General features: G+C 65.8%; 13 protein-coding genes. 5 read left to right on the plus strand and 8 right to left on the minus strand.

The window, feature by feature from the left end; genetic code table 11:
- From AC3WS4_RS12270 to AC3WS4_RS12285, 4 genes are read left to right on the plus strand one after another with little or no spacing between them, the layout of a single operon-like run.
- Positions 1 to 1,044 carry a DUF7064 domain-containing protein gene (locus AC3WS4_RS12270; protein WP_492738362.1) on the plus strand — a complete coding sequence of 348 codons (1,044 nt, stop codon included), beginning with the start codon at positions 1 to 3 and terminating at the stop codon, positions 1,042 to 1,044.
- Positions 1,045 to 1,053: 9 nt separating this feature from the next.
- Positions 1,054 to 2,112: a DUF7064 domain-containing protein gene (locus AC3WS4_RS12275; protein WP_492738360.1), complete on the plus strand. Its 1,059-nt coding sequence runs from the start codon at positions 1,054 to 1,056 to the stop codon at positions 2,110 to 2,112.
- 14 nt (positions 2,113 to 2,126) lie between these two features.
- Positions 2,127 to 2,618 (plus strand): nuclear transport factor 2 family protein, encoded by a 492-nt coding sequence (locus tag AC3WS4_RS12280; protein ID WP_492738358.1) that lies wholly within the window; start codon positions 2,127 to 2,129, stop codon positions 2,616 to 2,618.
- A gap of 41 nt (positions 2,619 to 2,659) precedes the next feature.
- Positions 2,660 to 3,553: an NAD(P)H-dependent flavin oxidoreductase gene (locus tag AC3WS4_RS12285; RefSeq protein ID WP_492742800.1), complete on the plus strand. Its 894-nt coding sequence runs from the start codon at positions 2,660 to 2,662 to the stop codon at positions 3,551 to 3,553.
- Positions 3,554 to 3,691: 138 nt separating this feature from the next.
- Here the strand turns inward: AC3WS4_RS12285 and AC3WS4_RS12290 are convergent, their stop codons facing one another.
- Positions 3,692 to 4,681: an NADPH:quinone oxidoreductase family protein gene (locus AC3WS4_RS12290; RefSeq protein ID WP_492738354.1), complete on the minus strand. Its 990-nt coding sequence runs from the start codon at positions 4,679 to 4,681 to the stop codon at positions 3,692 to 3,694.
- Between the two features lie 67 nt (positions 4,682 to 4,748).
- Here AC3WS4_RS12290 and AC3WS4_RS12295 point away from each other — a divergent pair, with 67 nt between their 5' ends.
- Complete coding sequence (locus AC3WS4_RS12295; protein ID WP_492738352.1) at positions 4,749 to 5,729, plus strand: NAD(P)H-dependent flavin oxidoreductase; 981 nt, start codon at positions 4,749 to 4,751, stop codon at positions 5,727 to 5,729.
- Between the two features lie 146 nt (positions 5,730 to 5,875).
- Here AC3WS4_RS12295 and AC3WS4_RS12300 read toward each other — a convergent pair whose 3' ends face one another.
- From AC3WS4_RS12300 to AC3WS4_RS12330, 7 genes are all read right to left on the minus strand, one after another.
- The gene (locus AC3WS4_RS12300; RefSeq protein WP_492738350.1) at positions 5,876 to 6,622 is read right to left on the minus strand and encodes an SDR family NAD(P)-dependent oxidoreductase; all 747 of its coding nucleotides are present in this window, start codon (positions 6,620 to 6,622) and stop codon (positions 5,876 to 5,878) included.
- The gene (locus AC3WS4_RS12305) at positions 6,612 to 7,436 is read right to left on the minus strand and encodes an SDR family NAD(P)-dependent oxidoreductase (protein ID WP_492738348.1); all 825 of its coding nucleotides are present in this window, start codon (positions 7,434 to 7,436) and stop codon (positions 6,612 to 6,614) included. The genes AC3WS4_RS12300 and AC3WS4_RS12305 overlap by 11 nt, the downstream gene beginning before the upstream one ends.
- Positions 7,437 to 7,441: 5 nt before the next feature.
- Positions 7,442 to 8,728 carry an acyl-CoA dehydrogenase family protein gene (locus tag AC3WS4_RS12310; protein ID WP_492742802.1) on the minus strand — a complete coding sequence of 429 codons (1,287 nt, stop codon included), beginning with the start codon at positions 8,726 to 8,728 and terminating at the stop codon, positions 7,442 to 7,444.
- Between the two features lie 102 nt (positions 8,729 to 8,830).
- Positions 8,831 to 9,898, minus strand: a complete 1,068-nt coding sequence (locus AC3WS4_RS12315) for a phosphotransferase family protein (protein ID WP_492738343.1) — start codon at positions 9,896 to 9,898, stop codon at positions 8,831 to 8,833.
- Positions 9,895 to 10,353, minus strand: a complete 459-nt coding sequence (locus AC3WS4_RS12320) for a MarR family winged helix-turn-helix transcriptional regulator (protein WP_187139894.1) — start codon at positions 10,351 to 10,353, stop codon at positions 9,895 to 9,897. The genes AC3WS4_RS12315 and AC3WS4_RS12320 overlap by 4 nt, the downstream gene beginning before the upstream one ends.
- Positions 10,354 to 10,423: 70 nt before the next feature.
- Complete coding sequence (locus AC3WS4_RS12325) at positions 10,424 to 10,846, minus strand: nuclear transport factor 2 family protein (protein ID WP_492738339.1); 423 nt, start codon at positions 10,844 to 10,846, stop codon at positions 10,424 to 10,426.
- Positions 10,839 to 11,699, minus strand: a complete 861-nt coding sequence (locus AC3WS4_RS12330; RefSeq protein ID WP_492738338.1) for an SMP-30/gluconolactonase/LRE family protein — start codon at positions 11,697 to 11,699, stop codon at positions 10,839 to 10,841. The genes AC3WS4_RS12325 and AC3WS4_RS12330 overlap by 8 nt, the downstream gene beginning before the upstream one ends.
- Between the last annotated feature and the right edge of the window lie 59 nt (positions 11,700 to 11,758).

Below are 11,758 nucleotides of genomic sequence, written 5' to 3' on the forward strand. Positions count from 1 at the left end.
ATGAGCAGCGATTTCGGCAGCGGGCTTTCTCCCGAACAGGATCTGGCGCTGACGGCGCCGCACCCCGTCGATCCCCAGGCGACGGAAACGATGAATTTCTGGGCCTATGATCCGGATCGCGACATCGGGGTCAATATCCATCCGCGCATCGTCGTCGGCGATGTCCATGCGATGGTGACCCTTTTCCTTCCCGACGGGCGGATATTGCGTCAGCGCGCCGACAGCGGACGTTTCGACGATCCGGCGGCGCCGATGTCCCAACGCGTCCGCTATCGCTGCCTCACGCCGTTTCGCCAATGGAATTACCGGGCCGAGGATTTGCCGGCGTTCGAGACGGGCGACAGCGCCCAATGGACGGGGCCGATCGACAACGAGACGCCGACGACGGCGATCGATTTCGACCTGACGTCGACCGCCGCGGCGCCGATCTGGCGCAACGGCATGCTGACGGCCGAGGCGCGCCAGATGATGGCAGGTCCGGCGGGATTGTGGATCGCCGGGCGGCTGGGTGACGGCCTCGACCCCGACAGTTTTCGCTATGACCAGCTGATCCGCGTCACCGGTCGCGTCGCCGGATCCGATGGCGACGTGCCGTTCGACGGCGTTGGCCTGCGCAGCCATGTCCGCGGCGTCCGCAATCTGGTCGGCATGGCCGGCACCTGCTGGATGAGTGGGCTGTTCCCCTCGGGCCGGGGCTTTGGCGTGCTCGTCAATCATGGTGCCGACGGGCGCGACTGGTATAGCGAAGCCTATACGACCGACGGCACGACGTTGACCCCGGCGCGCGTCCTGAAGCACCCGCTGCGCCACCGCGATCCGGCCGAGGGCGACTTCTGGATCCAGCTCGCCAGCGACGAACTTGGGCTGGTCGATATCCGCGGCCGCGATGTCCGCAATTTCTTTTGGTCGATGCCCGAATGGGGCGCGCAGGTGCCGCCGAAATATGGCTTTGACCCCGCCTGCGGCGTCGTGATGAAACAGGCGCTGGCCCGCTATGAGTGGGACGGCGAAATCGGCTTCGGCCTCAACGAACGATCAGGATAGGGAGCAATTATGACCGAAGACCTCGCCTTCAAGCCCGAGGACGACCGCTATCACACGCTCTCCGACGATCCTTATGAGACGGAGACCAACTGGTGGTCGTTCAACATTCCCGAACGCAAGATCGGCTGCTGGATCCACGCGCCCTATTATCAGAACCGCAAGGCGGTCACCTGGCGCATCTTCGCCTGGGACGACGAAGGCTATGACCAGGCGCGTATGGCCTATTATCGCAAGGTCGAAGAAGCGCCGATGCCCGACGCCCCCGACCTCACCGACATAACCTTTCCCGGCGATAAGAATGGGGCCGGCTACAGCCTCAAGATGATCGAGCCGGGGATGAAATATCACCTCCAGTACGAGGACGCGTCGCGCGGTTTCGCGCTCGATTTTACGCACACCGGCCTGCATGAACCGCACCGCTTCCCGCCGGGCAAGCCGCCTTTCATGCAGACGCCGCATTTCGACCAACTCGGCCATGTCGAGGGCTGGATGACGCTGCGCGGCGAAAAGATCCGCATCGACGGCATCGGCGTGCGCGATCGCACCTGGGGACCGCGCGGCGGACCCTATGCGGCGAGCCCCAAGAAATATGAGAGCGACCTCGACCGGGTGAAGAATCCTGGCGGCGCGCGCTGGCGCGAGATCGAACGCGAGCGCGGCCGTGGGCGCATCCAATATATCTTCGGACATCGCAAGGACGGCACCGGCTTCCTTGGCTTCGCGCGCGTGCAGGACGGCGACGCCGACGGCTGGTCGCCGATGAACGCCGGCTGGATTCGCCGCGACGGCAATTTCGGCAGCCTCGACGCAAGCAAATCGCGCATGCGCGTGTTTCGTAGCCCGAAAACCGGCTGGAGCACGCATATGCAGGTCGAACTGGTCGACGACCAAGGCCGCGAAATGAAGAGCGAAGGCTTCGTCGTCAGCACGATGAGCGAAGCGGGTTATGGCGTGAACCAGCTGATGCGCTGGGACATCGACGGCGGCATCGGCTGGGGCGAGGATCAGGACGTATGGAATCCGGTCCATTATGTCCGGGTGCTCGACGCGCTGAAGGCGACTGTCTGAAATAAGGGGGGGATATGCGGAAAATCCTGATCGGACTGACGGCGGCGGTTGCGCTAGCCGGATGCCAGCCAAAGCCCGAAGCCACGACGCCGGAGCGCGATGCCAAGGCGGTGATGGAAGCGTTCTGGAAGAACACGGACGCGAACCGCTTCGGCGCCAACGGGGCGCTGCTCGCCGACGACATCGTCTTCATCGACCCGATCTGGGGACGATATGAGGGCAAGGAAGCGGCGACCAGATTCCTCGCGCAGTTCGAAGGGGCGGGCGACGGCTGCTGCACGCTCGACCGGCTGGTCACCGATGGCAATGTCGGCTGGGCCTTCTGGACGCTGCATGCACCGAACGACGAACAGCCTTGGGTCGGGGTCTATCAGGTCAAGGACGGCAAGATCGTCTTTTATCAGGATATCCACCAGCGCGTCTATTCGGCGGAAGAGCAGGCCGCACACAAGGCTGCGTTCAAACAGGCGCAGGACGCGAAAAAATCTGCCAAGACGGGCGGATGACGATCTTTTCCAACCTCTCGCTTCCCCTGATGTGTGCGCCGATGAGCTTCGCCTCGTCGGTCCCGCTCGCGGTCGCCTGTTGCCAAGCGGGCGTGATCGGCGGCTGGCAGGGCGGCACGATCACACCCTTTGAACAGTTCGAAGACTATCTGGCGGCGCTCGCCGGCATCGAAGGCGCCGCGCCGCCGATCGTCAACATGCCGGCGCGCTGGGGTGCCGATCCCAAGGCCGCCGACCGCCTTGCGCTGCTCGAACGCTACCGCGTCCCTCTCGTCCTCTCGAGCCTCGGCGATCCGTCGGCACTCGTCGAGCGTGTCCATGGCTGGGGCGGGCGCGTCGTCCACGACGTGACGACGATGAAACACGCCGAAAAGGCGATCGCGGCGGGGGCGGACGGGCTGATGCTGACCTGCGCCGGCGCAGGCGGGCACACCGGCTTCCTGACCCCGATGGCGTTCGTTCCCGCGGTGCGGCGGACATTCGACGGGCTGCTGATCGTCGCGGGCGGCATCGCCGACGCGCACGGCATCGCCGCGTCACTCGCGCTCGGCGGCGACATCGCCTGCATGGGCACGCGCTTCATCGCGACCCCCGAGAGCGGGGTGGTCGAGGGGCATCGGTCGATGATCCCGGCGGTGAGCGCCGATGACATCGTCGCCTCGGCGGCGATGAACGGCGTGCCCGCGCACTGGATGCGGCAATCGATCGAGGCGGTGGGCCTGGACGCGAAAACGCTACCCAACACGCGCTCGCCGATGCCTGAGGGCGTGATGCCCTGGCGGGACATCTGGAGCGCCGGGCAGAGCGCCGGGCTGATCGATGCGGTCGAGCCGGTGGCGGACCTCGTGGCGCGGCTGGTGGGTGAGTTCGAAGCGCTGCCGGCGGTGCCCGACTGGCGGGTCAGGATTGCGGAAGTAACGGCGGATTGGGGTTAAATATGCGAACCCCTCCTCTTCAGAGGAGTGGCAGCGAGACTTGCCAGCTTGCTGGCTTAGTTGCAGCGGGGTGGTTCTTGGTCCGTGCGCGCTTTCGCGCGCCACCACCCCCACCCCTCCTCTGAAGAGGAGGGGCTTTTATCCCATCACCAACACCACCCGCCCGGCGCTCTTTCCCGCCGCCGCATCGGCCATCGCCGCCCGAAAATCCTCAAGCCTGTAGGTCCGCGCGACCGCCGGGCGCAGCGTGCCTTCGCCCGCCAGCGCGAACACCGTATCGCGATTGCTCTCGCTCTTCTCGGGCTCGAAAATGCCGAACTGGCGGATGTCGACCCCGATCAGGCTCGCCCCTTTCAGCAGCGGCAAATTGGTCTTGAGCGCCGCGATCCCGCCCGGAAAGCCGATCACCAGATGCCGCCCGTTCCACGCCAGCGAGCGAAATGCCGGATCGGTTGCCTCGCCACCGACGGGGTCGAACACGACATCGACGCCCTTGCCGCCGTTCGCCGCCTTGACCTGCTCGCGCCAGTCGTCGCCGCGCGCGTCGACCACGGCGTCGGCGCCGCCCGCGGTGGCCAGCGCGCGTTTTTCCTCGCTCGATGCCGAGCCGATCACCCGCGCACCGAGATGCCTGCCGATCTGCACCGCCGCATAACCCGTCGCGCCGCCCGCACCGAGCACGAGCAGTGTTTCGCCCGCTGCCAGCCGTCCGCGATCGACCAGCGCGTGCCATGCGGTCGCATAGCTTACGGGGAACACCGCGGCTTCCGCGAACGACAGCGCTGCGGGCATCTTGCGCACCGTGCGCGCGGGCAGGTTGGTCGCGTCGGCGAACATCCCGCCCCAGCCGCTGGCGACGACCCTGTCACCGATTGCCAGCTCCGACACCTCGGCCCCGACCGCGGTCACGACGCCCGCGCACTCGCTGCCCGGAATGAAGGGCACCGGCGGCTTCACCTGATAGCCGCCGCCTGCGGTCAGCACATCGACGAAGCTGATCCCCGCCGCCCTGATAGAAATGCTCACTTGTGTGGGCGCGGGCGGACCCGGATCATGATCGACGAGAGCGTAATTTTCGGGCGGGCCGAGTTCGTCGGCACGAACGGCGCGGAGCAGGGGAGCGGTCATCGGACACCTCTTGTCATTGCGGGTTTAGAAGTATAACCAAGTTATATAACTATTGGAGGGAAAGCTGATGGGTTTCAAGACGCGGATCACCGAAATGCTGGGGATCGAACATCCGATCGTCCAGGGCGGCATGCAGGCGGTGGGCACCGCCGAGATGGCGAGCGCGGTGTCGAACGCCGGCGGCCTCGGCATCATCACCGCGCTGACCCAGCCGACGCCGCAGGCGCTGCGCGACGAGATCGAGAAGTGCCGGTCGATGACCGACAAGCCCTTCGGCGTCAACCTGACCGTCTTCCCCACGATCAATTCGCCCGACTACAACGCCTATGCTGACGCCGTCGTCGAAAGCGGGGTCAAAATCATGGAGACCGCGGGCACCCCGGCGGTGCGCGAGATCTGGGCGCGGGTGAAGCCGAACGGCGTCACCATCCTCCACAAATGCACCGCGGTCCGCCATGCGCTGTCGGCTGAGAAAGCCGGCTGCGACATCATCTCGATCGACGGTTTCGAATGTGCCGGCCATCCCGGCGAGGACGATATCCCCGGCCTGATCCTGATCCCGGCCGCAGCCGACAAGGTGAAAATCCCGATGCTGGCGTCGGGCGGTTTCGGCGACGGCCGCGGCCTGATCGCCGCGCTCAGCCTCGGCGCCGAGGGCATCAACATGGGCACGCGTTTTTGCGCGACCAAGGAAGCGCCGGTGCACGACAATGTGAAACAGGCCTATGTCGACAATGACGAGCGCGGCAGCTTCCTGATCTTCCGCAACTTCAAGAACACCGCCCGCGTCGGCAAGAGCGAAGTCAGCGAAGAAGTCGTCCGCCGTCTCGCCTTGCCCGACGCGAAGTTCGGCGACGTGCAGGAACTGGTCGCCGGCACCGCGGGCCGCGAACTGCTGACCACCGGCGACCTGTCGAAGGGCGTCTTCTGGGCCGGCATGATCCAGGGGCTGATCCACGATATTCCGACCTGTCAGGAATTGATCGACCGGATCATTTCGGAAGCCGAAGCGATCGTCGACCAGCGGCTGGCGGGGTTTCGCCGGTAAGCCTTGCGCAAAATCCTCCCCGTCGCGAAGCGATGGGGAGGGGGACCGCGCCCGAAGGGCGTGGTCGAGGGGCAGCGGCCTTGCACCGGCGGTCAGCGCTCCGCGCTGCCACCTCCCCATCGCTCCGCGACAGGGAGGATTATATTTCACAGCTGCCCGCCATCCACTCGCACCAGCGCCCCCGTCGTGTACGACGACGCCGGGCTCGCGAGCATCAGTGCCGCGGTCACGATCTCGTCGGGGTTCCCCGGCCGCCCCAGCGCGACCGGCTGCGTCTCGCGCTTCCGCTCGTCCCACGCTTCGGCAATGTCGGTCAGGAATGGTCCGGGGCTGATCGTGTTCACCCGCACCTTGGGCGCATATTCGCGGCTCAACGACACGCTCATCGCGTTGAGCGCCGCCTTCGCCGACCCATAAGGAATCACCATCGGCAGCGCCATCAGCGCGCCGGTCGAACTGATGTTGATGATGGTGCCGCCATCGCCCTCGCTCATCCGGTGCGCAACCTGGCTCGCGAGCCGGAACGGCCCCTTGAAATTCAGGTTCAGCACTGAATCGAACAGGTTTTCCGGCATTTCGTGGCTGGGGCAGGCGGGCGACATGCCGGCGTTGTTGATCAATATGTCGACACGGCCGAATTCCGCATAAGTGGCCGCGATCAGCCCGTCGATCTCGTCCCAGCGTCCGCAATGTACCGAATGCGCCATCGCCCGGCGGCCGAGCGCGCGGCATTCCGCCGCCACCTCTTCGCATTTGTCGAGCTTGCGGCTCGCCACGATCACATCGGCGCCGCGTTCGGCCAGCGCCTTGACCATCCGGTAGCCCAACCCGCGCGATCCGCCGGTGACGAGCGCGACTTTGCCGGTGAAATCGAACAAGGGATCAGGCGTCATTTTTCGGTTCCTCATATTTTTGGGTATCCGACGCCGGGCGGCTGTCGGGGTGATCGGTTGGAATATCGTCAAAGGCGGCGACAACCCGCGCCATGCGGTCGGCGACGAGCCCGCGATGCTGTCCGTGGGGCACGATGTGCAGCCGATTTTCGCGAATGCCGCGAACGACCATGTCGCCGACCATGGTCGGGTCCATCCCGCCGGCTCGGGGCGCACGCCCCGTGCTTCGGCCGAGGTTGGTCGTCACCAGTCCGGGACAGAGCACCGAAACGCCGATCCCGTCGGGCTCCAGTTCGGCGCGCAGCACTTCACTCAGGCCCACGACGGCAAACTTGCTCGCGGTATCGCCTCCCAGCTTTGCGCTGGCGATCAGCCCGGCCATCGACGCGGTGTTCACGACGTGGCCGCCGCGACCGGCCTCGCGCATTGCGGGGACGAAGCAGCGGACGCCATTATAGGTGCCGGTCAGCTTGACCGCGATGATCCGGTCGAAATGCGCCTCGGGCATGGCATCGAGCGGATTGAGATCGGGGCCGATGCCCGCGTTGTTGACGAGGATCGAGACCGGACCGAACCGCGCCTCGACAGCCTGCCGCGCGCACGCCCAAGCATCGCGGTCGGTCACGTCGAGTGCAACCGCCATCGCTGCGTCGCTCAGCGCCGCCGCCTCGCGCTCGAGGGTCTCGCCGTCGATGTCTGCGAGCGCGACGCGCGCACCCTCCCGCGCCAGCGCACGGCCGATCGCAAGGCCAATCCCGCTGCCGCCACCGGTGACAAAGGCGGTCCGCCCCTCGATCGCAAAGGATGCGTGCATAGCGACTAGCGCGCCCGGATCGCCGCCAGCCGGGTCGGGATATGCTCGCTCGGGAACAGCCCCGGCGCCGGCGTGGCGTTCCGCAGATAGGCCTTGGCGACCTGGACCTTGTGCACTTCGGTCGGTCCGTCAGCCAGCGCCATGCTCGGCAGCCCCATCCACATGTCGGCGAGCGGCAGTTCGAGCGTCATACCAAGGCTGCCGTGGAGTTGGATCGCACGCTGGATGATGTCGTGATAAACCTTCGCCATCTGCACCTTGCACATCGCGATATGCGTGCGCGACGCGCCGTGCGACATGCGGCCCGCCTCGACCTCGTCGATGATCCACGCGGTCTTGAGCACGAGCAGGCGGAATTGTTCGAGTTCGATGATCGAATCGGCGATCGCCCCCTGGACGAACTGATGCTCGCTGAGCTGCTTGCCCTGCGTGCGGCGCGACACCGCGCGTTCGAGCATCATGTCGATCGCACGCTGGCATTTGCCGACGGTGCGCATCGCATGATGGACGCGCCCGCCGCCGAGCCGCGCCTGCGCGACCTTGAAGCCTTCGCCCGGCCCGCCGAGCATTGCGTCGAGCGGCACGCGCACCTTGTTGTAGCGGATATAGGCGTGGGTGCCGTCGTCCTCGCCCTTGCTGTCGCCCATCGTTTGCGAATGGCGGATGAACTCGACCCCCGGCGTGTCGGTGGGGACGATCAGCATCGACATCCGTTCGTGGGGCGGGCTTTCGGGGTTGGTCACCACCATCACGATCAGGAAGGCTGCGAAGCGCGCGTTCGACGAGAACCATTTCTCGCCTTCGATCACCCATTCATTCCCTTCCTGCCACGCGCGGCAGGTGAATTCCTTGGGGTCGGCGCCCGCCTGCGGCTCGGTCATCGAAAAGGTCGAGACGATCGTGCCGTCCATCAGCGGCTGAAGATAGGCCGCCTTCTGTTCCGCGGTCCCGAACATCGCGAGAATCTCGCTGTTGCCGGTGTCGGGCGCGGCGGTGCCGAACACCGTGGGCGCCCAGTAACTCCGCCCGAGAATCTCGTTCATCAGCGCTAGGGTGAGTTGGCCATAGCCAGGCCCGCCAAGCTCGGTGCCGAGATGGCAGCCCCACAGCCCCTGTGCCTTCACCTGATCCTGCAGCGGTTTCATATACGCCCGCGATTCCGTGTTCGCGACATCATAGGGCGCGCCATGGCCGGGGAAGAGCAGGTCCATCGCCTCGCATTCTTCGCGGACGAATTTCGCCATCCAGTCGAGCTTCGCCTGCAATTCGGGTTCGATGCGGAAATCGATCATCATTCACTTCCTTCGTCATTCCGGCGAAGGCCGGAATCTCTCCGTATATTTCTTGTCCCATCGCCGAGATCCCGGCCTTCGCGGGGATGACGGAAGGGGCGGTTATCCAATCAACCGGATCAATTTCTCGGCTTCGGCGAAATTGCCGCGCACCAGCCGGTCGAAGAAGCGCCCGGTCTCGGCGCTCAAGATACCCTTGGCGGCCTGCGCGACCTTATATTCGAGGATGCAGCCGCCCTTGAACATCGCGAGGATCAGATAATAATCGAAGCTCGCCATGCTGCGCCCGGTGCCCGCGGCATAATGCGCCATGAGTTCCTGCCGCGTCGGCCAGTCCATGACATTGTACAGCGCCTTTTCGGGGACATGGCCGGGGAAACGATCGTCGCGGATGCCGTTGCAGAACCAGGCGAGGTCGAGCAGCGGATCGGCGATCGTCGACAGCTCCCAGTCGATCAGCGCGGTCAGCCGGCACGGCGGGTCGAAGGCGAACAGCGCGTTGGGCGTTCCGACATCGCCGTGGATGATTCCGGGGCGGAAATCCGCAGGCTTGTTCGCGCGCAGCCAGTCGCGTGCCAGCGCAAAACCGGGCAGCTCGCGCCATTCGAAATCATAGAGCTGCTTGTAGCTCTTGATCTGGCCTTCCCAGCGGTCGACCTGCCGTTCGAGGAAATTGTCGGGGCGTCCGAAATCTTCTAGTCCGACCGCCTGATAATCGACATTGGCGAGCGCGATCAGCCCGTCGACCATCGCGAAGGGTACCTCGCGCGCATGCGGCGGCGTGTCGAAGGGTGGGCGGTCGTGGATGCGTCCGTCGGTCAGGTCGGCGGGCCAGCCCTCGACCAGATCCATGACATAGAAGGGCGCGCCGATCACATCGGCGTCGGCGCAGCTGCCGTGGCAGACGGGGTGGGGGACAGTGGTGCCGTTCAATGCGGTGAGTACCCGCGCCTCGCGCAGCACGCTCTTCGCGCTCCCCGGCGGCGGCACCGCTGGCGGGCGGCGCAGGATCAGCGTGTCGCCGCCGCGATTCAGCGACAGGATGACGTTCGACGTCCCGCCATGGATCTTGCGGGTCACCAGCGGCCCGTTCCCGAGCGCCGGAATATTGGCGTCGAGCCATGCGGTCAGCCGCACGGGATCGGCCAGCGCCGTCACATCGTCGCTCATCGCTCTCGCTCCCGCAAATAGGCTTCGATTTCGGTTCGGATCGCGTGCATCCGCGTCGCGGCGTCGGCGAAGGCGCTGCCGCCGACCCGCGCCATCACTGCGCGTGTTGCCACCTGCGCACGTTCATGATCGGCCGCCTTCAAGGCCCGCCCGGCCGCGGTCGCAACGATCAGCGACGCACGCTTATGCTCCGGATTGTCGGCAAAGGCCGCCAGGCCCAGCTCGGCGAGCCGGTTCGCCGCGCGTTGCACCACCTGGCGCGGATGGCCGAGGCTGCGCCCGATCTGTGCGACCGTGGGCGGCGCCGCGGCGTTCACTACCGCGGTCAGCACCATCAGCTCCATCTCGGGCAACCCGCTCTCGGCGCGCGTGTCGGCAAAAAGCGCCCGCATCCGCCCGCGCAGCCGTGCGACCTCGTCGGCGAATCGTTCGAAATCGGTGAAACGTTCTGACATGGCACTTTGATGTCAAAATGACACTAAGGTGTCAATATGCCAAAGGCGGCTGTGTTGAATTCGATTGGGTTCAGCGCGACGTCATCGAGTCGAACAGCGACCCTTCGGCCTGCCAGTCGATCCGCACCCGGCGATGCGCAAAGCGCCAGCCGTCGGCGGTCCGTGTCAGCTTGTCGTCATAGGTGCCGCTATGGTCGGGCCCGAAATTGCTGTGCACCGTGAAATAGCTGCGCGCGGTCGCGCGATCGCCGTCGATCGCGATCAGCGGGTTGGTGATATGGTGGCGGATGAAGGTCAGCCGCGCATCGCGCGTTCCCGACGACAGTGCGGCCTCGATTGCGGCGGCACCCTGCGGCACCTTACCGAGATATTCGAGCACGCCGTCGGCTGCGAAACACGCCGTCATTTCGTTCAGCCGCCCGCGGTCGCCATTGTAGGTGTAGCGCGCGAGCAGGTCGCGGATCGCGTCGCGATCACCGGCAAGATCAGCCATGATAATGCAACTCCAGCCCCGGCTCGTTCCAGCGTGTCTTCACCAGCCGGCCGGTGGTCGACAGCGTGATATAGGCATCGCGCCTATCGTCGCCGCCAAAGGCGATGTTGGTGACATAGGGCTCGCCCGCGATCGCGAACTTCGACACCGCGCCGTCGGGGGTGATCGTCGAAATGCCGCCGTCATAGAGCGTCGCGACGCAGATATTGCCCGCCGCCGTCACCGCCAGGCTGTCGAACCCGACCGGCCCGGGTGCGGTCGCGACCCACGTCGGGCGCTGCGCCTCGACCTTGCGGTCATAGCGCCACAGCCGCGCCTGGTGCGTGTCGGCGACATAGACGTGAAGGCCGTCGGGCGACAGACCGACGCCGTTGTACGACACCGCATGGCGGTTGATCGCGACGATGTCCGACCCGTCGGGCAGGGCGCTGAACAGCCCGCTCGCGGTGCGGATGCCGTCGTGGGTCTTGCCGAGGTCGGTGAACCATAGACGGCCGTCCGCGTCGAAGACGATGTCGTTCGGCGCTTCGAGCGCGATCCCGTCGCAACTTTCGTAAATCCGCTCATACCGGCCGGTCGCCAGGTCGACACGCTCGATGCGGCCCTCATGCCCGGCCCCGCGCGCATTCTGGAATTTACCGAGGTCGAGCCCGCCACTGTTGCAGACATACAGCGCGCCATCGGGACCGATCGCCGCGCCGTTCGGACCGCCGCCGATGTCGCACACCGTCTCGGTCCGGCCGTTCCAGCAGCGCGTGATCCGCCCGCCCGCGAGTTCGACGACGATCGCCGATCCGTCGGCCATCACCACCGGCCCCTCGGGAAAGGCGAGGCCTTCCGCGATTATCTCCATCACCCTCTCCTGTATAACCTAGTTATGTATGTCTTGACACGCACGTGGCTGAGGCGCAA

The organism is Sphingopyxis sp. EU05-FHT14B03, from assembly GCF_058790875.1.